Here is a 22,866-nt window from a genome sequence, read left to right as displayed (position 1 = left end):
TGCCTGTGTTCACTCCGGCACGCAACTTCTGGCGCGGTATCATGCGCCGCCCTCGCTTCCAGCGTTTCCCTCCGCGACTGCCCGAATGAAGCCCAGCATGCTGTCCAAGCTCGACCAATTGGCCGAGCGCATCGTCGAAATCAACGCGCTGCTTGCGCGTGAAGACGCCACCGCCAACCTCGACCAATACCGCAAGCTCACGCGCGAACACGCCGAGCTGGAGCCCGTGGTCGCGCAATTTGCCGCGTGGAAGCAGGCCGAGGAAGACATCGCCACCGCACAGGAACTGGCGGCCGATCCGGACATGAAGGCATTTGCCGAAGACGAACTTCGCGCCGCGCGTGAGCGGATGGAGTCTCTCGAAGGCGAGCTGCAGCGCCTGCTGCTGCCCAAAGACCCGAACGACCATCGCAACATTTTCGTGGAAATCCGCGCCGGGACGGGCGGCGATGAATCCGCGCTCTTTGCCGGCGACTTGCTGCGCATGTACACGCGCTACGCCGAACGGCAGCGCTGGCAAGTCGAGATCGTGAGCGAATCGCCGTCGGACCTTGGCGGCTACAAGGAAGTGATCGCGCGGCTGGTGGGCGAAGGTGCGTACTCGCGCCTGAAGTTCGAGTCTGGCGGCCACCGCGTGCAGCGCGTGCCGGCCACCGAGGCCCAGGGGCGCATCCACACGTCGGCCTGCACCGTGGCGGTCATGCCCGAGGCCGACGCGCTGGCCGACATCCAGATCAACCCGGCGGATTTGCGCATCGATACGTTCCGCGCGTCGGGCGCGGGCGGCCAGCACATCAACAAGACGGATTCGGCCGTGCGCATCACGCACCTGCCGACCGGCCTGGTGGTGGAATGCCAGGACGACCGCAGCCAGCACCGCAACAAGGACCGCGCCATGCAAGTCCTGGCCGCGCGTCTGAAGGATCGCCAGGAGCGTGAGGCGCAAGCCAAGGAAGCCAGCGCACGCAAGAGCCTGATCGGCTCGGGCGACCGCTCCGACCGCATCCGCACGTACAACTTCCCGCAAGGCCGCGTGACCGATCACCGCATCAACCTGACGCTGTACAAGATCGACGCGATCATGGACGGCGACATCGATGAACTCGTCGGTGCCTTGGCCGCTGAGCACCAAGCCGAGCAGCTTGCAGCGCTGGGTGAAGACGCCTGAGCGCCCAATCGTTAAAAAAGCGCACCGTCCGTAACATCCGCTTGCGTTTGATACAGCTTTGCGCGATGGCGCGCCGGCCCCGCGTTCCTATAATCGATCTCGATCACGCCGAGTGCATCGCCGGTCGCATCCGGCGCGCACTCACCAACAAGCGCGGCAACATCACGATTAGGAGAATCGCAATGCGTACCCAACTGCTGGCCATCACTGTCGCCACCTCCCTCGCACTCGGTCTGGCCGCCTGCGGCAAGAAAGACGACGCCACCGACCAGGCCGCCAAGAGCGCGATGGAACAATCGAAGGACGCCGCCAAACAGGCGATCGACAACGCCGGCACCGCCGTGAGCAAGGCCGCCGACGCCGCTAAGGTAGAACTCTCGCAAGCGGCCTCGGATGCGCAGGTCTCCGCTTCGGGCGCGCTGGCCCAGGCCAAGGATGCTGCAAAAACCGCGGCCGACAAGACGGCCGACGCCGCCAAGGTTGCAGCCGACAAGACCGCTGACGCCACGAAGGAAGCGGCCAACAAGGTCAAGGACGCGACCAAGCAATAAGCGCTGTTTAACCACAGCGACCCGCTCGCGGGCCCGCGCCACATCGGCCGGGCCCGTGTTATTTTGTGCGCCCGATCTTCGCTGCTGGTCTGTTGCCGTGTCGTCTTCCGCCGTAATTTCGCCCGAAACCCTGGCTCGCGTGGCCGATGCGCTGACAGCGCTGGCGCGTGCCGGCTTGCCTGCCCTGGAAGCACGCATGCTGGTCTCGCACGTGACGGGCCTGTCGCGCGTGCAACTCATCACGCAAGACACCTGCGCCATCGACGTGGCCGCGCGCGCGCACATCAGCGAACTTGCGACGCGGCGCCTGGCCGGCGAGCCGATGGCCTATCTGCTCGGCGAACGTGAATTCTTCGGCCGCACGTTCAAGGTGACGCCAGCCGTGCTGATTCCGCGGCCCGATACCGAATTGCTGGTCGAACAGGCGCTGGACCGCCTCGAAGAACGCGATGCGCCAGCCGTGCTCGACATGGGCACGGGCAGCGGCATCATCGCCATCACGATCGCGCTGGCGCGACGCGACGCGCGCGTGTGGGCCACCGATGCGTCCGCCGATGCGCTGGCCGTGGCAATCGACAACGCCAAGGCGCTCGGAGCCACCAATGTCCAGACTGCGCTGGGCGACTGGTATGGCGCGCTGGCCGATGCCGATGCGCCACCTGCTTTCGCCCTGATCGCCAGCAACCCGCCCTACATCGCCGCCACCGACGCGCACCTCGACGAGGGAGACCTGCGCTTCGAACCCGCCAGCGCCCTCACCGACCACGATGACGGCCTGCGCCACCTGCGCAGCATCGTCGCAGGCGCGCCTGCGCGGCTTGTCTCCGGCGGCTGGCTGCTGCTCGAACACGGCTACGACCAGGGCGAACCCGTGCGGGCGCTGCTGAACGGCGCCGGCTTCGCCAACGTTTTCACCGCGCAAGACCTCGCCGGCCACGACCGCTGCAGCGGCGGGCAATGGCCGGATCAAAACGCCAGTACGCGTTCCTCGCTAAAATAGACGGGTTTTCCAATGTGGATGGCAACCCGGAAACCCAGCTGCCGCCCCTCACCAAATCGAGTCTCCCCATGAGCACCACGCACGAAAAGATCGACCAGATCGTCAAAGGCCACCCCGTCGTCCTCTTCATGAAGGGCACGGCGCAATTCCCGATGTGCGGCTTTTCGGGCCGCGCTATCCAAATCCTGAAGGCCTGCGGCGTGGACCGGCCGCATACCGTGAACGTGCTGGAAGACGACGAAATCCGCCAGGGCATCAAAGACTACGCCAACTGGCCGACCATTCCGCAGCTCTACATCAAGGGCGAATTCATCGGTGGCTCGGACATCATGATGGAGATGTACCAGAGCGGCGAACTGCAGCCGCTGCTGGCTGCTTGAGCTCCGCTCTCGTTTCAGCGTGACTTCAACCCCGAACGCCGCCGCTCAAACGCCACCTGTACGCCGCATCATCGTGGCGATCACGGGGGCGTCGGGGGCAATCTACGGTGTGCGGCTGCTGCAGGTTCTGCAGGACCTGCGGGAATCAGCGGGGGTGGAATCGCACCTGCTGATGTCGCCCGCAGGGCTGATGAATGTGCAGCACGAGCTGCACATGGCACGCGAAGAAGTGGAAGCGCTGGCGCACGTCGTGCATAACGTGCGCGATATCGGCGCGACCATCGCGAGCGGTTCCTTTGCTGCCGAAGCGATGGTGGTGGCGCCCTGCTCGATGAAGACGCTGGCGGCCGTTGCGCACGGCCTGTCGGACAACCTCATCGCCCGCGCTGCCGACGTCACGCTCAAGGAGCGCCGCCGTCTGATCCTGATGGTGCGCGAAACGCCGTTGAATCTGGCGCATCTGCGCAACATGACGGCCGTCACCGAGATGGGCGGAATCGTGTTCCCGCCCGTACCGGGCTTTTACCAGCGCCCCAAGACGATCGACGACTTGGTCGACCACACAGTCGGCCGCGTGCTGGACCTGCTTGGCTTGCCGCAGACGTTGGCGCCGGGCTGGCCGGGCTTGCGTTCAACGGACTAGGCGCAGATCAGCCAACTGCCGATCAGCGGTGGTGGTAATTGAAGTACACCGACGGTCCACCCCAATATCCGCCGTAATAGGCCGGATAAGCCGGTGCGACATAGACCGGCGCAGGGGCCACGGCCACCGGTGCCGGATACACCGCACACCCCCCAAGCGTCGCGGCCAACAAGGCCAGAGCCACGATTTTCATGATTAGCGTCCTTCGGCCCCGCTAGTGGAGCCATGTGGACGTTATAAGCCGACGCGAGCGGCGTCGGCGTCATGCGGGTGTAAGCGGTGTAACCGAAAACTACGAACATGTGTCCGTAAGTTCACTGCTTAGGCGTCGGCTTGCCTGAAGAGGGCTTGGCCGTTGCGGCGGGCGCTGAAGCCGCCACGCCAGACGCAGCAGCCGGCTTGGGTGCGTTCGGATCGACTTCTGCACGCATCTGGTCCATGACCGCCCCGGCGCGCGGTGCCCAAAGGAATTCCACCGTGCCGTTCTGCGGCTCTTCGGGAATCGCGTACATCGTGATGATGGTCTGATGGCCTGCCCAGCGTGCGCGCAGCGAATCGACCGTCTTGCCAGACTTCAGCTTGAGCGGGGCCTTACCTTCCTGCGCAGGCTTGCCGTAACGATCGGACAGGGCCTGGAAGACGCGCTGTTCGGTATCCACGCCGCGCGTCGGCACGAACATGCCGGCGATGTTGCCATCTTGGTCAATCAGGAGCACGGCCTGCGGCCCATCCATCAACTCGGGGCGCAATGCCTGCGGCACGCCAAGCGAGCGCGTTCGGCCATGCGATTCAAGCGCATCGGAGCAGTATTCGGCGACATCCTTGCCACCATTCGCGCGTACGTCTTCGCACGAAGGCAGCTTGCGCAGCGGCTTGCCGAGCGGGAAGGCATCGAGCAGCACCGCCACGTCGCCGGGATCGCGCACAGCCTTGGCGGGCGCTGCAGACTTGGGAGCCGCCTTGGCTGCGGGTGCTGCAAACGCCACGGGCGCGAGCAACGAGGTCGAAAGGGCAAGCGCGGCAGTTGCCGTGGCGCGTCGCGTCCAGCAGGTCATGCGAACTCCATGGAGGAAAGAGCCGAGAGTGTGCCACGCGGGAATCCCGGCACACGGCAAAGCGGTTCTGACTGCCGGCCGGCGGTGTGCGTTCCCCTCAACCGAATGGTTGGCCCGCCACAGACCGCCTGATTACACGCCATTTGACGCGGATGTCGGCCCGATGCGGCCAGAAACATTATCAAAATGTTGCCGGTTTTGATCTCGCAAAGGTACGGCGGGTAAAATCTCGGCGGCACAGACGAATGACCGGCAGGACCGAAGCGTCACGTTCCTCGGCCCGCCGCATAGACGCGATCTCATTTTGAACATTCCCTCCGCTGTTTCCTCCCGCACGCCGGGGGCCGCTCGCGCGGCACGCACCCGTTCGGTAGCCAGCTATGCACGGCTGGCCGTTGGCCTGCTGGCGCTGGCTTCGGCGCACGCTGCGCTGGCCTTCGGTTTCAACGATGTGGCCACACGCGCCAAGCAACTGGCCTCCAAACCGTACCAGGCGCCCGCCGACACCCTGCCCCGCGAATTGCGCGAGCTGCGCTACGACCAGTACCGCGAAATCCGCTTCAAGTCCGACCAGGCTTACTGGCGCCGCGACAAGCTGCCGTTCGAACTCGGTTTCTTCCACGAGGGTTCGTACTACGACCAGCCCGTGAAGATCAACGAAGTGTCGCCCGCCGGCGTGCGCGAAATCCGCTTTGATCCACGCCTGTTCGACTACGGCCCGGTCAAGCTCGACCCGAAGCAGTTGCAGAAGCTCGGCTTCGCCGGCTTCCGCGTGCATTACCCGATGAACACGCCCAAGTACAAGGACGAGGTCATCGTGTTTCTGGGCGCGTCGTACTTCCGCGGCATCGGCAAGGGGCAGGTCTACGGCCTGTCCGCGCGCGGGCTGGCCATCGACACTGCGCTCAATTCGGGCGAGGAATTCCCCCGCTTCACCGATTTCTGGATCGAACGGCCGGCCGCCAATGCGAAAGAGCTGACGATCTACGCGTTGCTCAACTCGCGCCGCGCCACGGGTGCCTACCGCTTTGTCATCAAGCCGGGCAGCGACACGGCGGTCGAGGTGAAGGCGCAGCTATACATGCGCGAGAACGTGAGCAAGCTGGCCATCGCGCCGCTCACCAGCATGTTCTTCTTTGGCGAGAACCAACCGGCGCCTGCGCTGGATTTCCGCCCCGAGGTGCACGACTCCGACGGCCTGTCGGTGCTTTCTGGTACGGGTGAATGGATCTGGCGCCCGCTGACGAACCCCAAGCGCCTGCTGGTCAGCTCGTTCGGGACGACCAACCCGGGCGGCTTCGGCCTGATGCAGCGTGACCGCGCGTTCTCCAGCTACCAGGAAATCGGCGACCGCTACGAACTGCGCCCGAGCGCGTGGGTCGAGCCCGTCGGCAAATGGGGCGCGGGCCGCGTGGAGCTTGTGCAGATTCCGACGCCGGACGAGACGAACGACAACGTGGTCGCCTACTGGGTGCCTGAAAACCCGCCCAAGCCGCATCAGCCGTTCAATCTTGAATACCGCCTGCTGTGGCAGAAAGACGCCGACAAGAAGCCGGCGCTGGCATGGGTTACGCAGACGCGCCGCTCGCACGGCTGGACGACCAAGCGCCCGGACGAGCGCAAGCCCGACGATACGATCGCCTTTGTGGTCGACTTCGAAGGCCCCGCGCTGGCAAAGCTTCCGCCCAATGCACCGGTTGAGCCGGTGTTCTCGGCAGATGCCAACGGCAAGATCGAATCGATCTTCGGCCAACCCAACACCGCGACCGGCGGATGGCGCGTGACCGTGCGCCTCAAGCGGGTCGATGACGATAAACCCGTCGAAATGCGCGGCTACCTGCGCAGCGGCGGCACCGGACTCTCTGAGACGTGGAGCTACCTGTTACCTCCGGGCTGAACGTGACGACAGCCCAGACCGGCGGTGCCGCTGGCACTGCCCCCTCCACCAGCCCTGCCACAGCGCAGTCTGTGGCCGACCATTACCTAGAGGCGCTGCCGCTGGCGGCCGAGGCGCGCGCTACGCTGCTGCGCACCGCGGGCATCACAGCGGGCGACGACGATGCAGCAGCGCTCGCGAAGCTGCATCGCGCACTGGCCACGCTCGACCCCGCACAGACGACGTCGCTCGACGCCGACGCGCCGGCTTACGCGTCCGTAGGCTCGCGCCTGGATGCTGCGTATGGCGCCACGCGCGCCGATGCCGCATCGACGGAGCCCTCCGCCCAACCTGCGCCACCCGTTGAGCACGACAGCCAGGGCCGTATCCACCTGGATACCGGCCCCACGCCCGCGCGCCGTTCGATGGTGCCGTGGCCATGGGTGCTCGGCCCGATCTGGCGCACGCGCAAGGCCATCGACCGCTGGATGCATGGCGGCAAGAAGCCGGTGCCGTATGAAGCGCCCGACTCGCCGGACCCGAAAGGCATCTGGCGCTTCGTCGGCGCACGCCGCCGCCTGACGCTGCTCGCGCTGATGATCGCGCAGACCGTCGCCGCCACCTGGGCGATGAGCACGGTGCTGCCGTATCACGGTGCCGACTGGCTCGAAGCCATCATCATCGTCCTGTTTGCGGTGCTGTTCTGCTGGGTATCGGCGGGCTTCTGGACGGCCATCACGGGCTTCCTGCTGCTGGCCTTCCACGGCGACCGCTTCGTCATCTCGCGCCGCGCCACGCCCGACGCCACGATTCCCGACGATGCACGCACGGCCATCGTCATGCCGATCTGCAACGAAGATGTGCAGCGCGTCTTCGCCGGGCTGCGCGCGACGTACGAATCGTTGCAGCGCACGGGACATCTGGAGCACTTCGACTTCTTCGTGCTGTCGGACTCCGGCGACCCGGACATCCGCACGGCAGAAGCCGATGCCTGGCTGCACATCTGCCGCGCGCTCGATGGTTTCGGCCGCATCTTCTACCGCTGGCGCCGCCACCGCGTGAAGCGCAAGAGCGGCAACATCGACGATTTTTGCCGGCGCTGGGGCGGCAAATACCGCTACATGATCGTGCTCGACGCCGACAGCGTGATGAGCGGCGATTGCCTGACGCGCCTCGTGCAGTTGATGGAAGGTGCGCCCAGCGCGGGCATCATCCAGACCGCCCCGCGCGCGGCCGGCCGCGACACGCTATATGCGCGTATCCAGCAGTTCGCCACGCGCGTGTACGGGCCGCTGTTCACCGCCGGCCTGCACTACTGGCAACTCGGCGAATCGCACTACTGGGGCCACAACGCCATCATCCGGCTGGACCCATTCATCAAGCACTGTGCGCTGGCGCCGATTCCGGGCAAAGGTTCGCTCTCGGGCGAGATCATGTCGCACGACTTTGTCGAGGCCGCGCTGATGCGCCGCGCCGGCTGGGCCGTGTGGATCGCCTACGACCTGGACGGCAGCTACGAAGAAATGCCGCCCAACCTGCTCGACGAGCTGGGCCGCGACCGCCGCTGGTGCCACGGCAACCTGATGAACTTCCGTCTGTTTGGTGCGCCGGGCTTCCACCGTGTGCACCGCGCGGTGTTCATCACCGGGGTGATGGCGTATCTGTCGGCGCCGCTGTGGTTCCTGTTCCTGCTCCTGTCGACAGCCCTGCTGGCCAAGCACACGCTGATCGCGCCGGAATACTTCACGCAGCCCCGCCAGCTCTTCCCGATCTGGCCGGAGTGGCATCCGGAAAAAGCCGCAGCGCTATTCTCTGCCACCGCCACCGTGCTGTTCCTGCCCAAGATCCTCAGCGTGCTCGTGCTGTGGGCGCAGGGGCCGAAGCGCTTTGGCGGGGCGATCCACCTGGCGTTGTCGATGGCGATTGAGGCGGCGTTCTCGGTGCTGGCCGCGCCGGTGCGCATGCTGTTCCACACGCGCTTCGTGACGGCCGCGTTCCTCGGCTGGAAGGTGCACTGGAAATCGCCGCCGCGCGAAGACGCGCAAACACATTGGGGCGACGCCGTCCGCCGCCACGGCCTCCACACCGTGATCGGCATTGTCTGGGCTGCGATCGTGTATTGGCTGAACCCGAGCTTCCTCTGGTGGCTTTCGCCAGTCGTGGGCGCGCTGATCGTGTCGATTCCGCTGTCCGTGTTCTCCAGCCGTGTGAGCTTGGGCCGCCGCATGCGGCGCTTGCGCCTCTTCATGATTCCCGAGGAAGTGCGCCCGCCGCGCGAACTCCGCGCCACGCGCAAGCACCTGCGCAATGCGCCGCCGATGCCCGACTTCCGTCAGGCCGTGGTCGACCCCGTCACCAACGCGCTGATGTGCGCGATCGGCACCGCGCGCTTTCCGCACGACCGGCGCCTGATTGCTGTGCGGGAAGCACATGTGCGTCACGCACTGGAAGTCGGCCCCGACAAGCTCACGGGTAAGCAGAAGCTGGTGTTGCTGTCGGACCCGTTCTCGCTGTCGGCGCTGCACCTGGCGGTGTGGTCGTCACCTGAACAGCGTGCGGCCTGGGAGCCTGCACAAGGCTGAACGATTCTGCCCTGCGCCATCCCGCGCCCCACCAGCGTTTTGCCGGTGGGGCGCTTTACTTTCCGTTACATCCGTAGGATTTGCGTATCACCTGAAGCGCCCGGCGGTTCATAGAATGGCTTCACGAACTTGATATACGAAGTCGACGGCACCTCGGCCCCGGCCTCGCAACCGTAAGGAGAAGCATCATGAAACGCACACTGCTCGCATTCGTTCTGGGTGGGGCCGCGCTGTGCGCCTCGACGGCGGCGCTGGCGCATGTGGACGTCGGCGTATCGATCGGCGTGCCCGCGCCGGTATATGTAGCCCCTGCACCTGTCTATGCACCGCCTCCGGTGGTGTATCGCCCTGCCCCGGTCTATGCCCCGGCTCCCGTAGTCTATGGTGGCTACTACCGCGACCGCGACTACTGGCGTGAGCGCGAATGGCGTCGTCACGAATGGCGCGAACGCGAATGGCGCCACGATAACGGCTGGCACCGCGGTTGGGACCGCTAATGCCTGACGTTTAAGGCAAACCACAAGCCGCATCGGCACACGGGCCGCTCAATCGAGCGGCCCGTTGCTTTTGTACGCTCGACTGCCTGCACAATCCGCAAACCGACCTATGCTGACGTAGCGGCCACTGCAATCCCGCCGCCGGCCGCACAGCACACGGGAGGACGCCATGTCGATCTCCAGCACCCTCGACGGCTGCCTGCGCAGCAAGGGCTGCATGTACGAGGTGATTCGCCATCCGCATACCCACACAAGCACGGAAACCGCCCAATCTGCGCATGTCCCGGGCGACCGTCTGGCCAAGACGCTACTGCTCGAAGACAAGCTTGGCTATGTCGCAGCCGTGTTGCCGTCGACGTATCACCTGCATCTGTCCGAGTTGCAAAAGGAATCAGGCCGCTTCGACCTTACGCTGGCCGATGAATCGGAGTTGCGCGAAGTCTTCCGGGACTGCGATGCAGGGGCCGTTCCGCCCGTGGGCATGGCCTACGGCATGCCGACCTACATCGACAGCAGCCTGATGACCCACGGCGACGTCTACTTCGAAGCTGGCGACCACGAAAACGTCGTGCACATGGACATGGATCAGTTCATGGCCTTGATGCGCGACGCCAAGCCCGCCCACTTCGCGTATCGCATGCAGGGCATCCTCTTCTGAGGAGGTCGACATGGCCGACGATGTCGTCATCACGGTCCGCAACAACGGGCCGTGTCACATCAAGGGAAGCTTCCGGATCGTCACCCAGGGCGGACGCGAATTGCCGGTGGAGGAAGGGCAGGCGTGGCTGTGCCGCTGCGGGCACTCGCTGAACAAGCCGTTCTGTGATGGCTCGCACAAACGCGTCGAGTTTGACAGCAACCTCGACGCGCCTGCGCCGGTTGAGGCAGACCGGTCACCGTAAGCGGGAACGCGGGCCGAAAGACCCGCGCGTCCTCGCTTAACGTGTAACGGGCTTGTAGCGGATACGCTTGGGCTTCGCGCCTTCTTCGCCCAGACGCTTCTTCTTGTCGGCTTCGTATTCCTGGTAGTTGCCCGGGAAGAATTCGACGTGCGAATCGCCTTCGAAGGCAATGATGTGCGTGGCGATACGATCGAGGAACCAGCGATCGTGCGAAATCACCATCACGCAGCCGGCGAACTCAAGCAACGCGTCTTCCAGCGCACGCAGCGTTTCCACATCAAGGTCGTTCGACGGTTCATCCAGCAGCAGCACGTTGCCGCCCGAGATGAGCGTCTTGGCCAGATGCAGGCGCCCACGCTCGCCGCCCGACAGCGTGCCGACGTGCTTCTGCTGATCGCCGCCCTTGAAGTTGAAGCGGCCGATGTAGGCGCGCGAGGGCGTCTCATACCGGCCCACCGTGAGGATGTCGGAGCCGTTCGAAATCTCTTCGAAGACGGTCTTGTCTGCGGACAGCGCATCGCGGCTCTGGTCAACGTAAGCCAGCTTGACCGTCGGACCGATCTTGATGGTGCCCGAGTCCGGCTGCTCCTTGCCCGTGATCATGCGGAACAGCGTCGACTTACCAGCGCCGTTCGGGCCAATGATGCCGACGATCGCGCCCGGCGGAATCGTGAAGCTCAGGTTGTCGATCAGCAAGCGATCGCCATAGCTCTTGCTGACGTTGGTGAATTCGATCACTTCATTGCCCAGACGCTCGCCCGCCGGAATGAAGATTTCCTGCGTTTCGTTGCGCTTCTGGTATTCCTGGCTGTTCAGCTCGTCAAAGCGAGCCAAACGCGCCTTCGACTTGGCCTGACGGCCCTTCGGGTTCTGGCGCACCCACTCCAGCTCTTTCTTCAGCGCCTTCTGGCGGGCCGATTCGCTCGACTCTTCCTGCTTCAGGCGCGTCTCTTTCTGATCGAGCCACGAGCTGTAATTGCCCTTCCAGGGGATACCGTGGCCGCGGTCGAGTTCGAGAATCCACTCGGCGGCGTTATCGAGGAAGTAGCGGTCGTGAGTGACTGCCACCACGGTGCCCGGGAAGCGCGTGAGGAACTGTTCAAGCCAGTCCACCGATTCAGCATCCAAGTGGTTGGTCGGCTCGTCGAGCAGCAGCATATCGGGGCGCGAGAGCAGCAGCTTGCATAGCGCGACACGACGCTTTTCACCGCCCGAGAGGTGCTCGATCTTGGCGTCCCACGGCGGCAGGCGCAGTGCATCGGCGGCAATTTCCAGCTGCAGCTCGACGTTGTCGCCGGCACCAGCGGCGATGATGGCTTCCAGGCGCGCCTGCTCTTCGGCCAGCTTGTCGAAGTCGGCGCCTTCCTCGGCATACGCTGCGTAGATCGCTTCGAGCTGCTTTTGCGCATCCATCACTTCGCCCAGGCCGCTCTCGACCTCTTCACGCACGGTCTTGGCGGGATCGAGCTGCGGCTCCTGCGGCAAGTAACCGATGTTTAGGTTGGGCATCGGCGTGGCTTCGCCTTCGATGTCCTTGTCGAGGCCGGCCATGATCTTGAGCACGGTCGACTTGCCGGAGCCGTTCAGGCCCAGCACGCCGATCTTGGCGCCCGGGAAGAACGACAGTGAGATGTCCTTGAGGATCTGACGCTTGGGCGGAACGATCTTGCCCACGCGGTTCATGGTGAAAACGTACTGTGACATGGCGGAATTGCGGGGGGAAACGCAGAAATGGGGAACCCGGCGAGTTTAACAAAGCCGCGGCATGGCAAACCCAAGGCTCAAGGCCGCACAAGCAAAAGAAAAAGGCGCCCACCAGGGGCGCCCTTCCGATGCAGCGGAGGCCAGGCCTCGTTACATCGTCATCATGTTGGCGTTCATGTTATGCATGACCCACAGCGAGCCGACAACGACGATCGCCAGGATCAGCAGCGTGAAGAGGAAAGCCATCACGTTCCAGCGCTGGGCGGACGAGCCGTCCAAGTGCAGGAAATAGATCAGATGCACGACGATCTGCACGACCGCCAGAGCCATCACCGTCACCAGCACCGTCTGATGCGAGTAGCCGCCGTCCATCACCATCTTGAATGGGATGGCCGTCAGGATCACCGCCAGCACGAAGCCGATCAGGTAGCCCTTGACGGTGGCATGACCGGCGCCGCCCGCTGCATGACCGTGGGCATCATCGTGGGCAATGCCCGTCGAAACGTTGGTCTGTTCCATTTACATCGCTCCCAGCAGATACACGACGGTAAACACGCCGATCCACACCACGTCCAAGAAGTGCCAGAACAGGCTCAGGCACGACAGGCGGGTCGATTGCGTCGGAGTCAGCCCTTTGCGGCTGATCTGCCACATCAGGACAATGATCCACAGCATGCCGCTCGCCACGTGCAGGCCGTGCGTGCCGACCAGCAGGAAGAACGACGACAGGAATGCGCTGCGGCTCGGCCCCGCACCTTCTGCGATCAGGTGGTGGAACTCGTTGATTTCCATGCCGACGAACGCGGCGCCCAGCAGCAGGGTGATGCCGAGCCACAGCATCACTTGATCCTTGCGGCCGTTCTGCAGGCTGATCATCACCATGCCGTAGGTGATGGACGACACCAGCAGAATGCCGGTTTCGATCGCCACGTACGACAGATCAAAAAGCTCCTTGCCCGTCGGGCCGCCGGCCGTCGCACCGCGCAGGACGCAGAACGTGGCAAACAGCGACGCGAAGATGATCAAGTCGCTCATCAGGTACACCCAGAAGCCGAAGACCTTGGTGTCTGCAGCATCGTGGTGGTGCGCATGGTCATGCGCATGGTCGTGGCCGTGCGCGTGACCGTGCGCGGCGTGACCGTCTAGAACATTGGAAGCCATGGTTTAAGCCTGCGAACCGACACGTTGGAAGTAGGCCGACTCGGTCTCGTGAACCTCATGAGCGGGCACGTAGTAATCGATGTCGTCGTTGTTGCTGCGAAGGATGAAGCTGCCGATCATGCCGACCAGACCCAGCACGGCCATCCACCAGATGTGCCAGATCAGCGCGAAGCCCATCACGATCGAGAACATGCCGATGAAGAAGCCGGCGCCGGTGTTCTTCGGCATGTGGATCTTTTCGTAGCTCGGTGCGACCTGCGTCAGCACTTCACCGCGCGCCTTCATGTCTGCAAAGGCGTCGATGTCACGGATGACCGGCACGCGCGCGAAGTTGTAGTGCGCCGGCGGGGACGACGTCGCCCACTCCAGCGTACGGCCACCCCAGGGGTCGCCCGTCAGATCAGCCAGCGCATGACGGTTGCGGATGCTCACGAAGATCTGGATGAGCTGCGAAGCGATACCGCAGGCGATGATCGCGGCGCCGATCACGGCGACGATCAGCCACGGTTGCCATGCCGGATTGTCGGTATGGTTCAGACGGCGCGTCATGCCCATGAAGCCCAGCACGTACAGCGGCATGAACGCGGTGTAGAAACCCACGAACCAGCACCAGAAGGCGCGCTTGCCCCACTTCTCGTCCAGCTTGAAGCCGAAGGCCTTCGGGAACCAGTACGTGATACCAGCCAAGTAACCGAACACCACGCCACCGATGATGGTGTTGTGGAAGTGCGCGATCAGGAACAGACTGTTGTGCAGCAGGAAGTCGGCGCCCGGCACAGCCAGCAGCACGCCGGTCATGCCGCCGATCACGAAGGTGATCATGAAGCCGATCGTCCACAGCATCATCGAGTTCAGCTCGACGCGGCCGCGGTACATCGTGAACAGCCAGTTGAAGATCTTCACGCCCGTCGGGATCGAGATGATCATCGTCGCGATACCGAAGAACGCGTTGACGTTCGCACCCGAGCCCATGGTGAAGAAGTGGTGCAGCCACACCAGGAACGACAGCACGGTGATGCCGGCGGTCGCCCACACCATCGACGTGTAGCCGAAGAGCTTCTTGCGCGAGAACGTCGAGACGATTTCCGAGAACATGCCGAAGGCCGGCAGGATCAGGATGTACACCTCGGGGTGGCCCCAGATCCAGATCAGGTTCACGTACAGCATGGCATTACCGCCGCCATCGTTCGTGAAGAAGTGCATGTCCAGGTAGCGGTCAGCACCCAGCAGCGCCAGCGCCACGGTCAGCACCGGGAAGGCGGCCACGATCAGGATGTTGGCGCACAGGGCGGTCCACGTGAAGATCGGCATGCGCATCAGCGTCATGCCCGGCGCACGCATCTTGAAGATGGTCGCGACGAAGTTCACGCCGGTCAGCAATGTCCCGAGGCCCGATATCTGCAACGCCCAGATGTAGTAATCGACCCCCACGCCCGGGCTGTATGCCAGCTCCGACAGCGGCGGGTACGCCAGCCAGCCGGTGCGGGCGAATTCACCCACGCCCAGCGACACGTTGATCAGCACCACACCCGCAGCAGCCAGCCAGAACGACAACGTGTTCAGGAACGGGAATGCCACGTCGCGCGCGCCAATCTGCAGCGGCACGATCAGGTTGATCAGACCCGTCATCAGCGGCATGGCCATGAAGAAAATCATGATCACGCCGTGCGCGGTGAAGATCTGGTCGTAGTGCTCAGGCGGCAGATAGCCGGCGCCGCCGCCCGAGGCGACCGCCAGTTGCGAGCGCATCATGATGGCATCGGCAAAGCCGCGCAGAAGCATCACGATGGCCAGAATGCAGTACATCACGCCGATCTTCTTGTGATCGACCGAGGTGATCCACTCATTCCAGAGGTAGGACCACTTCTTGAGATAGGTGATCAGGCCGAACACGCCTGCGCCACCCAACAGAATGGCCGACACCGTCACGACCACGATGGGCTCGTGCAGTGGAATGGCCTCCAGACTCAACTTGCCAAACATCGTCAACTCCTAGGAATTCTTGGCCGCGCTCTTGGGAGCAGGCAGGGCGGACTGCACCGGCAGCGGACGCGTTGCGGCCTCAGCCGTGGCTGTCGTGCAGTTGGCGCCTTCAAGCGCCTCGTCGAGCGTCAGGACCTTCTCCCCTTCGCCCATCTTGTCCATGTATTTGTGCAGGATGCTGTGATACAGCGTCGGGTCGACGGATGCGTACGCTGCCGGCGGCACCTTCTCGCTCGGCTTGGACAGCTCGGCGTAGCCTTCCTTGGTCAGGTTCTGCGACGACTCGCGAACTTGCTTGACCCAGGCGTCGAACTCTTCGTTCGTCATGGCCGTGGCCTTGAACTTCATGCCCGTGAAGCCCGAGCCGCTGTAGTTCGACGACATGCCGTCAAACACACCGGTCTCGTTGGCGATCAGGTGCAGCTTGGTCTGCATGCCCGCCATGGCGTACACCTGGCTGCCGAGCTGCGGGATGAAGAACGCGTTCATCACCGTATCGGACGTGATCTTGAAGTTGATCGGGGTGTTGGCCGGGAACGCCAGCTGATTGACCGTCGCGATCTTCAGTTCCGGATAGATGAACAGCCACTTCCAGTCGAGCGAAACGGCCTCGACCGTGATGGGCTTCACATCCGATTCGATCGGCTTGTACGGGTCGAGCGCGTGCGTGGACTTGTAGGTGATCACGCCCAGCACGATGATGATCAGGCAGGGGATCAACCACACCACAGCCTCGATGGCGTTGGAGTGCGACCAGTCCGGCTCGTAGCGAGCCTTGGTGTTGGACGCGCGGTACTTCCACGCGAACACCAGCGTCAGCACGATCACGGGAATGACGACCAGCAGCATCAAACCGGTCGCCACCAGGATCAGCGTCTTTTCTTCAGCCGCAATCATCCCCTTCGGGTCCAGGACCGTCAGGTTGCAACCCGCCAGCAGGAGCGGGAGGCTTGCGGCGAGGAGCCGCTTCATATGTGGAACGAGTGTGTTCTTCATGTCTTGCACAATTGCGCCGGCGATGCTTCCGGACATCACGGGAGCCCAGCAGCCCAGACAGCGGCCACAGGCGGAAAAACGCGGGAAATGAGAAAAGACCGAACTACCGGCACCCCGAATACGCCTGGGTGCAGCAGCGGATCTTCGATCACATCGGGCGCCGGTCAGGGAGAAGCTGAACCCAACGCCCTCAGTTGGCGAGGCGGGCTTCGCTCATGCCAGGCATGGGCGAGGCCGAGCACCGCCGCGTCGCACAAAGCGGCGGACGACAGATCGGGGGCGTAAAAGGTCGGAGCAGGCACTACGTCATGCGCCCGTTGGGGGAGCGCGGTTGGGAGTGGAATGCGGGCGCGATCTTACCGCCAGACGGCGCTTCGGATCGCGCTATCTGCTCAGGCAAATAGAAAGCGACGTCGATTGACAAGTGATGTCCTCGCCGTACGGCTAGGGTTTACGTGGCTTTGCGGGTAAGCAAATCGAAAGTGCATGTTGTTGCACTGCGACAATCAGCCACAGTGGTGCGCAGCCGACGTTGTCTCCAAATGTGCGCTCTCGGGTGGAATTGAGGCGAGCCACCGAGGTGGCCCGCTTCTGGTTTCCTTACGGCGTCATTGGGTCAACAGCCCGGCAATCCGCACCAGCACCAGCCCCGCCGCCCCCACGAGATAACCGCGCAGCACAAACATCCACGTGCGCTTGAGAGGTGTCCAGCGTGCGGGCGTGAGCTGCTCGAGCGGCGGCATCGTCCAGTGATCGCGGTCCAGCACGCTCACACGCTGCGGATGATGCGGCCGACGGGCGCGTCGCTCGATACGCCACAACACTAGCGACATCACCACCGCGATCAAGGTGCCGCCAATCAGGATGGCGCCAATCTCGAATTCGCCAATGCCCGGGAACAGCACGGCGGCCGTGAGGATGACGGACAACATCACAAGCACAGCCACCACACCGCCCGTGAAGATGTTCATCGCGCGGCCGTTCGTCCACGGGCCGAGCACCGCCTTGTCGTTGCACAACAGCAGCAGGAACACCGTGGCGCTCGGCAGCAGCACCCCGGCCAGCGATTGCACGGCGTTGGTCAGCAAACCGAGCGGCACGCCTGGCGTCAACACGAGCCCGGCGGCCAGCAACGTCAGTCCAAAGTACACGGCATAGAAGCCCTTGGCCTCCGTCGGCTTGCGATGCAGCGAATGGCGCACGGCAAACACATCGCCAATCGCATACGCGGTCGACAGCGACACTGCGCACGCGCCGATGATGCTGGCGTCAAGCAGCGCAATCGCAAACAGCACACCGGCCCAGCGGCCAGAGTGGCGCTCCAGACCGTGCGCCGTGCCGAGCGCGTCGGTGTAGTTGCCGAACTCCGGCGTGCCGTGAAACGCCTGGGCGCTGAAGGCGATCATCGCCACCGCGCCGGCGATCACGAGGACGATGCCGAGCCACAAATCTGCGCGTTCATAGCGGATGAAACGCGCGGTGATGCGCTTGTCGATCACGTAGCTCTGCTGGAAGAACAACTGCCACGGTGCCACCGTCGTCCCCACGATGGCGATGATCAGCAGCATCACCTCGGCCAGCGGCGCCCCCGCCGGCAGTGCGGGAACGAAGAAGTCGCGCGCCACCTGCCCCATCGGCGGATGCACCATCAAAAACACGGGGATCAGCGTGAGACTGCCGGCCACGAGCACCAGCGCAAAGCGCTCGAAGCGGCGGAAGTCGCCGGTGGATGCCGCCAGCATCACCAATGCCGCCGCCGCGCACACGCCCCAGTGTCGCGGGATGCCGAGGTACTCGAGCGCCAAGCTGATGCCGATGAACTCCGTCACGAGCGTCAGCGCGTTCACCAGGAACAGATCGATGACGGAGAAGCTGCCCCAGAACTTGCCGAAACGCGCAAAGATCAAGCGCGCATGGCCAACGCGCGTGACGGCGCCCAGGCGCAGGACCATCTCCTGGTTCACATACAGCACCGGAATGAGCAGTAATAGCGTCCACAGCAGCGTGGTGCCGTAGTTCTGCCCGGCCTGCGTGTATGTGCCGAAGGCGCCGGCGTCGTTGTCGCCGACCATCACAATCAGGCCCGGCCCGAGGATGGCGAGCAGCGTGCGAAAGCGCGCGCGCCAGCTGTTGCGCTCACCCGTATCGTGGTGAGCGATGGTGCCGAGCGCGCCGCGAATATCGCCCACGTGGGCATCGTCGAGCGCGGCATGACGTGGTGGTGCGTCGATGCCCGAAGCGAATTGGGTCATGTCGACCTCCGTTTGTTTGGTGTTGTTGGATGAGCTGCCTTGCGCTACCAATACGTGCGCGAGAGCCGGATCGCCGCCGCCGCATAGCCGTGGTTGGACGGAGATTGGCCGCCGTCACCGGCACGCCGGTTGGACGGGGTCGATGCGGCGTCGGCACGCTGGGGCGCACCGGCCCGGGCCTGCACGAACGGCGAGCTGAACGGCAGTGCGATCGCCGAGAAACGGCGGGCGGGAATCATGAATTTGCGCATGACACACTCCTCGCCGCGCGCGCATACGCACGGCACGCGGCCATCGCCGCCGGCATTGCACACGCGCGGCGGCATAGTCGAAACAATCAAGGAGCGATGCAGACACCGCTGCCTTGCCAGGGCGGCAAGTCAGCAGCAGGGAACAACCATGCGGCGGACTCGCCTAGTGGGAAAAAGACGTTTGGTAAGGTCGACTCGGACTGTCCATATGGGTCCTCCTACGGTTAGAACTCGGCGTGAACACGCACGCCCACGAACTTGGCCGGACCGCGATCGCGGTTGTAGCCCGGATTCTGAATGAGCTGGAAATCCGGGCTGATCGCCAGGGCCTTGGTTACCTGCAAGCTGTAGAACACTTCCAGCACGCGCTCGGGGCCATAGTTCAAGCCGCCATCGCCAAGGAACGCGCCGCTACCGCCCGCGGCCAGATAGGCGCGGTGATCCGGCCCAAGCATGTTCACCGCAACAGCCATCCCCAGCACATCGTTCGCGCGGCGCCACGCTGTGCCCTTCAGCAACCCGCCAAACGAAACGCTGCGGCCAACTTCGGTGAAGGCGTACGTTTCGGTCTTGTCGTCCGACCAATTCAGGCGTGCGAACAGGCCGAGGTTATCGCCGGCTTTCTGTTCGAACGAGATGCCAGCGCCCAGCTTTGCGTGCGCCTTGCGCACCTGCCCGACGTCGGGCGCCGCGCCAATGGCCGCGCCCAGCGCCATCGCATCGTCAAACCGGCCCATGCGCGCTTGGTTGCGCCAACCGAGCAACCGCGCCGTGCCTTCCTGGCCGAACAGCGTGTAGCGCTTCTCCAGCTCGAGGATGTCGCCGTAGTGCTTGAGGAATCGCGTGTCGAGCGGCAAACCGTTCGATTGCTCCGGCTGCAGGAAACGGCCTGCGCGCACGGCCCAACCGTTCTCGCTGTCGATGTATTCAAACGCCACGCCCCAGTTGTAGCCGCGCGCGTCGGCGGGATAGTCGAACGACGGGTGCGCCATGAACGACCAGTTCATGAACTGGGTGCGCGGGTCTTGCGCATACGACACCGCATCGAAGACATCAGGCACCGCGAAGTTGCCGGCAGTCAGCACCACCCTGCGCTTGTCGACGACGTTGGCGAACTGGTTGAAATCGGCGTCGACTTGTTCCGTGTCGCCGCCCAGGCCCCACGTCTGGCGCAGGAAGGCGCGAGCACGGTAGAGCGTTGGATTCGTCCCGGCGGTCTTGGCCAGCTCGCCGTTGGGCAAGCCGCCAAGGCCATGCAGTTCTGAGAACGCGACGCCCTGCGCGACCTCGGGGTTGAAGTGGAACTCGGCTCCTTTCCACAAGCGCATGCCAAGGTCGAGCGTGGCCGTGAAGGAATAACTCTTTGCGCGCGCGGCACCGAGGCTGTTGTCGCCGCTATACGCTGCATCGAATGCAGGTTTGCGTTGCCACACATAGGTGGTCTGGCCATGGAAGCCGAAGCGGTCATCCAAGTCGCCGCCGGCAATGAGCGGAATGTCATCCGCTGCGTGCGCCATCGACATGGCCGACACCACGGCCGCCGCCCCCGCCAGCAAGCGAACCCAAACCAGCGGACGCGCCGCCACCCAGACGTACTGCAGCATCGAGAAGAACGGCATGAGACCTCCCCCGCCCGCTTCTCCGACGGACGTAGGCAAACGCCGGCCGCACCTTGCGATGGCGCGCGCGCAGACGCACGCAGCCACGTGGCTGTGCCGGATACAACAATCGAATTCAGGAAGGGACTTACGCAGAGGACCCACGCAAGCGCCACTACCCGCCGTGCAATACGGCTAGGCAGTGGTGAGGCGCGAAAACGGTGCGCCGAGACTGTCTAGCCGTTCAATGTGCGATCGAGGATCGACTAGAACAACTGTCCATGGAGATGCACTCCGTAGCTATGACGGGGCGCAGAGTAACAAAGTCTCGTTGACGGCGGCAAGCGTTTTCTTGGAGGTGTCGCGAAGCCCATTGCGCGACGGCAACAACCCGATGAGAGATGCCTCGCAAGGCGGTATCGGTACACTGCCGTCACGATCGAGCGCATCACGTGAGGGCGCTCGCCACAGCGATATCAGACGGAGGTTGTATGACGCGCTTAGCAACGCTGCTCACCACGATTGCAGCAATAGCAGGCATGGCCGGCTGCTCGACGGCAGGCTCAGAACAGGCCAGGAACGGGGAGGAATCCAAGATGACCGGACACACACCACCCCCTGCCACTTGCCAGGCAGCCGCCGCTCCTGACAACTCCCTGATCGGCAAATCCGAACAGGAGGCCACGGCACTGCTGAACGGCTGCCTCTGGCGCATCAGCGAACGCGACGGCAAAGCCCTGCCCGGCACCATGGACTACCGCGAAGAACGCCGCAACCTCGGCATTCAGGGAGCCAAAGTGATCTGGGTGCGGCGCGGTTGAAGCACGCGAAGCTGGATCGCGGGCGACCAGGGGGAGGTCCGAAACTGGCGCGTCCGCAGGAGATGCAGGCATTAGGATCGACGTAGATCTTGCTCTTCCATGCCCCACATGATGCTTCGAACCAGCAAAGACATCGTCATGGATGCGTGGCGTGCATTCGCCTCTCGCGATGCCGCCCGCATTGCCGACTGTTTCACAGCCGACGCGCAATGGCTCGCCCCCGAAGGCAACGCCACCGCCATTGCGCTCGACTGCACGCATCACATGATCGGGCGCGACGCCATCGTGCATTTCCTCACAGTCGCGTTTCCGAAGCTTTTCGTCGCCGACGTCTTGGTAGAACTCAGCGGGCTCCACGCTGATGGCGAAACGGTGATCGTGGAGGAACACATGCAGGCCACGCTGGCGAACGGCCGGCGCTACGACAACGCCTATTGCTTCGTCTTCATGCTGGAGGGCGAGCGGATCGCACGCGTGCGCGAGTACATGGATACGAGGCGCGGTTGGACGTGCATCTTTGGAAAAGAAGAGCGCGTCTAGCGGACTAAACCGGCCGGACAAAAGAAAACGGCCTCCGCAAGGGAGACCGTTTCCGTGATGCTGGTGCCGGCTGCAGGACTCGAACCCGCCACCTGATGATTACAAATTTGCCCTTAACGCCGTATTCCTAGAGAAACCAAGCGTATACGAGCGTAGTCCAAAGTACAGAAAAGTACTTATGCATCAGCAACTTAGCGTAGCTTGGCGTAGCCTACCTGACCTGATCACTGTACCGCAGGTGTACCGATGCCCTGCAAGTCTTTGTCACCCCACAGGCTTGTTAGCGCTTGCCCTAAAGCAGTCCTATAACGGTGGACGCCGTGCTCGACCCCACCGCCATTGCGGTCAGCCGTGCGGCGATGGTGTTCATGCGACTGATTTCTCGATTCGCCCGAAATTGAGCCGCCCACCACGCGAGTTGGGCGAGTTCGGGTACAACCGGCACGATCGCGTTCGGTTCACCATCAAGCGGATCAATCGGCACTCGTGTCGATTTGCTCCAGTACCAGGCCGCCGCAAGCCCAAAAAGCAGGCCCCAGATCGCCAGCTCTATTGCAATGCCTTTCATTGTGGCAATCACCGTCAACGGTTAGCTCCTTGCTTAATACGAAGGCGTTCCGCCCGTCGGGTGCGCTTTCGCAGATTGGCAAACGAATCCGGCTGAACGCTGGGCAAAGTAGATCGCTGCGCATGTCGGTGAGCATCACACGTGTACGATGCGCGCGCCAATGCTTTTGCTTTTCGTTGACGACTCCACCCGGCTCTACGGGAAAGGAGGCTCGCCTTTCTTTCCCCGCAGCGTCTGCTCTATGGCGGCTCGCCCACGCCTACCTCCATAACGAGCACCGCAACCGGACTTCCTTGTTTGACAAAAAAAGACTCACTGTACCCGTAGGGCCAGTGAGT

General features: G+C 63.6%; 23 protein-coding genes. 12 read left to right on the top strand and 11 right to left on the bottom strand.

The window, feature by feature from the left end:
- Window positions 1-85: 85 nt before the first annotated feature.
- From prfA to ACEN9T_RS10615, 5 genes are all read left to right on the top strand, one after another.
- The gene (prfA, locus tag ACEN9T_RS10635) at window positions 86-1,168 is read left to right on the top strand and encodes a peptide chain release factor 1 (protein ID WP_012436504.1); all 1,083 of its coding nucleotides are present in this window, start codon (window positions 86-88) and stop codon (window positions 1,166-1,168) included.
- Window positions 1,169-1,350: 182 nt separating this feature from the next.
- Window positions 1,351-1,719, top strand: a complete 369-nt coding sequence (locus ACEN9T_RS10630; RefSeq protein ID WP_092975651.1) for a hypothetical protein — start codon at window positions 1,351-1,353, stop codon at window positions 1,717-1,719.
- Between the two features lie 97 nt (window positions 1,720-1,816).
- On the top strand, window positions 1,817-2,719 hold the full coding sequence (gene prmC, locus ACEN9T_RS10625; protein WP_413707698.1) for a peptide chain release factor N(5)-glutamine methyltransferase: 903 nt from the start codon (window positions 1,817-1,819) through the stop codon (window positions 2,717-2,719).
- Window positions 2,720-2,787: 68 nt separating this feature from the next.
- The gene (gene grxD, locus ACEN9T_RS10620; RefSeq protein ID WP_009241977.1) at window positions 2,788-3,099 is read left to right on the top strand and encodes a Grx4 family monothiol glutaredoxin; all 312 of its coding nucleotides are present in this window, start codon (window positions 2,788-2,790) and stop codon (window positions 3,097-3,099) included.
- Between the two features lie 19 nt (window positions 3,100-3,118).
- Window positions 3,119-3,742 carry a UbiX family flavin prenyltransferase gene (locus ACEN9T_RS10615; RefSeq protein WP_092975869.1) on the top strand — a complete coding sequence of 208 codons (624 nt, stop codon included), beginning with the start codon at window positions 3,119-3,121 and terminating at the stop codon, window positions 3,740-3,742.
- Window positions 3,743-3,764: 22 nt separating this feature from the next.
- Here ACEN9T_RS10615 and ACEN9T_RS10610 read toward each other — a convergent pair whose 3' ends face one another.
- Window positions 3,765-3,935, bottom strand: a complete 171-nt coding sequence (locus ACEN9T_RS10610) for a hypothetical protein (protein ID WP_175537192.1) — start codon at window positions 3,933-3,935, stop codon at window positions 3,765-3,767.
- Window positions 3,936-4,056: 121 nt separating this feature from the next.
- Entirely contained in the window at window positions 4,057-4,797 is a 741-nt protein-coding gene (locus ACEN9T_RS10605; protein WP_260774152.1) for a hypothetical protein, read from the bottom strand.
- 310 nt (window positions 4,798-5,107) lie between these two features.
- Between ACEN9T_RS10605 and ACEN9T_RS10600 the strand changes: the two genes are divergently transcribed.
- From ACEN9T_RS10600 to ACEN9T_RS10580, 5 genes are all read left to right on the top strand, one after another.
- Window positions 5,108-6,694, top strand: coding sequence for a glucan biosynthesis protein G (locus ACEN9T_RS10600; RefSeq protein ID WP_413708440.1), 1,587 nt, complete (start codon window positions 5,108-5,110; stop codon window positions 6,692-6,694).
- On the top strand, window positions 6,667-9,255 hold the full coding sequence (gene mdoH, locus ACEN9T_RS10595) for a glucans biosynthesis glucosyltransferase MdoH (RefSeq protein WP_413707697.1): 2,589 nt from the start codon (window positions 6,667-6,669) through the stop codon (window positions 9,253-9,255). The genes ACEN9T_RS10600 and mdoH overlap by 28 nt, the downstream gene beginning before the upstream one ends.
- A gap of 188 nt (window positions 9,256-9,443) precedes the next feature.
- Complete coding sequence (locus tag ACEN9T_RS10590; protein WP_092975663.1) at window positions 9,444-9,752, top strand: hypothetical protein; 309 nt, start codon at window positions 9,444-9,446, stop codon at window positions 9,750-9,752.
- Window positions 9,753-9,921: 169 nt separating this feature from the next.
- The gene (locus tag ACEN9T_RS10585; RefSeq protein ID WP_092975666.1) at window positions 9,922-10,410 is read left to right on the top strand and encodes an aminoacyl-tRNA deacylase; all 489 of its coding nucleotides are present in this window, start codon (window positions 9,922-9,924) and stop codon (window positions 10,408-10,410) included.
- Between the two features lie 10 nt (window positions 10,411-10,420).
- A complete protein-coding gene (locus ACEN9T_RS10580) occupies window positions 10,421-10,654 on the top strand; it encodes a CDGSH iron-sulfur domain-containing protein (RefSeq protein WP_092975669.1) in 234 nt (77 codons plus the stop codon).
- A 36-nt stretch (window positions 10,655-10,690) separates the two neighbouring features.
- On the opposite strand, the gene ettA is transcribed toward ACEN9T_RS10580, so the two are convergent.
- The 8 genes from ettA to ACEN9T_RS10540 form a co-directional block, all read right to left on the bottom strand.
- Window positions 10,691-12,358 carry an energy-dependent translational throttle protein EttA gene (ettA, locus tag ACEN9T_RS10575; protein WP_024977805.1) on the bottom strand — a complete coding sequence of 556 codons (1,668 nt, stop codon included), beginning with the start codon at window positions 12,356-12,358 and terminating at the stop codon, window positions 10,691-10,693.
- A gap of 150 nt (window positions 12,359-12,508) precedes the next feature.
- Window positions 12,509-12,877 carry a cytochrome o ubiquinol oxidase subunit IV gene (locus tag ACEN9T_RS10570; protein WP_112183489.1) on the bottom strand — a complete coding sequence of 123 codons (369 nt, stop codon included), beginning with the start codon at window positions 12,875-12,877 and terminating at the stop codon, window positions 12,509-12,511.
- Window positions 12,878-13,519, bottom strand: a complete 642-nt coding sequence (gene cyoC, locus ACEN9T_RS10565; RefSeq protein ID WP_027680203.1) for a cytochrome o ubiquinol oxidase subunit III — start codon at window positions 13,517-13,519, stop codon at window positions 12,878-12,880. It abuts the gene before it with no gap.
- A 3-nt stretch (window positions 13,520-13,522) separates the two neighbouring features.
- Window positions 13,523-15,502 carry a cytochrome o ubiquinol oxidase subunit I gene (cyoB, locus tag ACEN9T_RS10560; RefSeq protein ID WP_413707696.1) on the bottom strand — a complete coding sequence of 660 codons (1,980 nt, stop codon included), beginning with the start codon at window positions 15,500-15,502 and terminating at the stop codon, window positions 13,523-13,525.
- 9 nt (window positions 15,503-15,511) lie between these two features.
- Window positions 15,512-16,498 carry a ubiquinol oxidase subunit II gene (gene cyoA, locus ACEN9T_RS10555; RefSeq protein ID WP_413707695.1) on the bottom strand — a complete coding sequence of 329 codons (987 nt, stop codon included), beginning with the start codon at window positions 16,496-16,498 and terminating at the stop codon, window positions 15,512-15,514.
- A 608-nt stretch (window positions 16,499-17,106) separates the two neighbouring features.
- Window positions 17,107-18,750, bottom strand: a complete 1,644-nt coding sequence (locus ACEN9T_RS10550; protein ID WP_092975675.1) for an Nramp family divalent metal transporter — start codon at window positions 18,748-18,750, stop codon at window positions 17,107-17,109.
- Window positions 18,751-18,794: 44 nt separating this feature from the next.
- Window positions 18,795-19,001: a hypothetical protein gene (locus ACEN9T_RS10545; RefSeq protein ID WP_092975878.1), complete on the bottom strand. Its 207-nt coding sequence runs from the start codon at window positions 18,999-19,001 to the stop codon at window positions 18,795-18,797.
- 224 nt (window positions 19,002-19,225) lie between these two features.
- A complete protein-coding gene (locus tag ACEN9T_RS10540; protein ID WP_413707694.1) occupies window positions 19,226-20,620 on the bottom strand; it encodes a carbohydrate porin in 1,395 nt (464 codons plus the stop codon).
- Window positions 20,621-21,090: 470 nt separating this feature from the next.
- On the opposite strand from ACEN9T_RS10540, the gene ACEN9T_RS10535 reads away from it, so the two are divergent.
- On the top strand, window positions 21,091-21,420 hold the full coding sequence (locus ACEN9T_RS10535; RefSeq protein WP_413707693.1) for a hypothetical protein: 330 nt from the start codon (window positions 21,091-21,093) through the stop codon (window positions 21,418-21,420).
- Between the two features lie 108 nt (window positions 21,421-21,528).
- Window positions 21,529-21,960, top strand: coding sequence for a nuclear transport factor 2 family protein (locus ACEN9T_RS10530; protein WP_413707692.1), 432 nt, complete (start codon window positions 21,529-21,531; stop codon window positions 21,958-21,960).
- A 292-nt stretch (window positions 21,961-22,252) separates the two neighbouring features.
- Here the strand turns inward: ACEN9T_RS10530 and ACEN9T_RS10525 are convergent, their stop codons facing one another.
- On the bottom strand, window positions 22,253-22,540 hold the full coding sequence (locus ACEN9T_RS10525) for a hypothetical protein (protein WP_413708439.1): 288 nt from the start codon (window positions 22,538-22,540) through the stop codon (window positions 22,253-22,255).
- Window positions 22,541-22,866 lie beyond the last annotated feature (326 nt).

The sequence above is a fragment of the Ralstonia sp. Ralssp110 genome (assembly GCF_047325135.1).
In the GTDB taxonomy this organism is placed as follows: Bacteria; Pseudomonadota; Gammaproteobacteria; order Burkholderiales; family Burkholderiaceae; genus Ralstonia; species Ralstonia mojiangensis.
This window is presented reverse-complemented; position numbering and strand designations above follow the sequence as displayed.

Bases quoted from the DNA above. Each gene is read 5' to 3' on its own strand.
- grxD (WP_009241977.1), top strand. From the start codon at position 2,788: ATGAGCACCACGCACGAAAAGATCGACCAGATCGTCAAAGGCCACCCC.
- ACEN9T_RS10550 (WP_092975675.1), bottom strand. From the start codon at position 18,750: ATGACCCAATTCGCTTCGGGCATCGACGCACCACCACGTCATGCCGCG.
- prfA (WP_012436504.1), top strand. From the start codon at position 86: ATGAAGCCCAGCATGCTGTCCAAGCTCGACCAATTGGCCGAGCGCATC.
- ACEN9T_RS10570 (WP_112183489.1), bottom strand. From the start codon at position 12,877: ATGGAACAGACCAACGTTTCGACGGGCATTGCCCACGATGATGCCCAC.
- ACEN9T_RS10630 (WP_092975651.1), top strand. From the start codon at position 1,351: ATGCGTACCCAACTGCTGGCCATCACTGTCGCCACCTCCCTCGCACTC.
- ACEN9T_RS10585 (WP_092975666.1), top strand. From the start codon at position 9,922: ATGTCGATCTCCAGCACCCTCGACGGCTGCCTGCGCAGCAAGGGCTGC.
- ACEN9T_RS10535 (WP_413707693.1), top strand. From the start codon at position 21,091: ATGACGCGCTTAGCAACGCTGCTCACCACGATTGCAGCAATAGCAGGC.
- ACEN9T_RS10545 (WP_092975878.1), bottom strand. From the start codon at position 19,001: ATGCGCAAATTCATGATTCCCGCCCGCCGTTTCTCGGCGATCGCACTG.
- ACEN9T_RS10580 (WP_092975669.1), top strand. From the start codon at position 10,421: ATGGCCGACGATGTCGTCATCACGGTCCGCAACAACGGGCCGTGTCAC.
- cyoA (WP_413707695.1), bottom strand. From the start codon at position 16,498: ATGAAGAACACACTCGTTCCACATATGAAGCGGCTCCTCGCCGCAAGC.
- cyoC (WP_027680203.1), bottom strand. From the start codon at position 13,519: ATGGCTTCCAATGTTCTAGACGGTCACGCCGCGCACGGTCACGCGCAC.
- ACEN9T_RS10605 (WP_260774152.1), bottom strand. From the start codon at position 4,797: ATGACCTGCTGGACGCGACGCGCCACGGCAACTGCCGCGCTTGCCCTT.
- cyoB (WP_413707696.1), bottom strand. From the start codon at position 15,502: ATGTTTGGCAAGTTGAGTCTGGAGGCCATTCCACTGCACGAGCCCATC.
- ACEN9T_RS10610 (WP_175537192.1), bottom strand. From the start codon at position 3,935: ATGAAAATCGTGGCTCTGGCCTTGTTGGCCGCGACGCTTGGGGGGTGT.
- ettA (WP_024977805.1), bottom strand. From the start codon at position 12,358: ATGTCACAGTACGTTTTCACCATGAACCGCGTGGGCAAGATCGTTCCG.
- ACEN9T_RS10530 (WP_413707692.1), top strand. From the start codon at position 21,529: ATGATGCTTCGAACCAGCAAAGACATCGTCATGGATGCGTGGCGTGCA.
- ACEN9T_RS10540 (WP_413707694.1), bottom strand. From the start codon at position 20,620: ATGCCGTTCTTCTCGATGCTGCAGTACGTCTGGGTGGCGGCGCGTCCG.
- ACEN9T_RS10590 (WP_092975663.1), top strand. From the start codon at position 9,444: ATGAAACGCACACTGCTCGCATTCGTTCTGGGTGGGGCCGCGCTGTGC.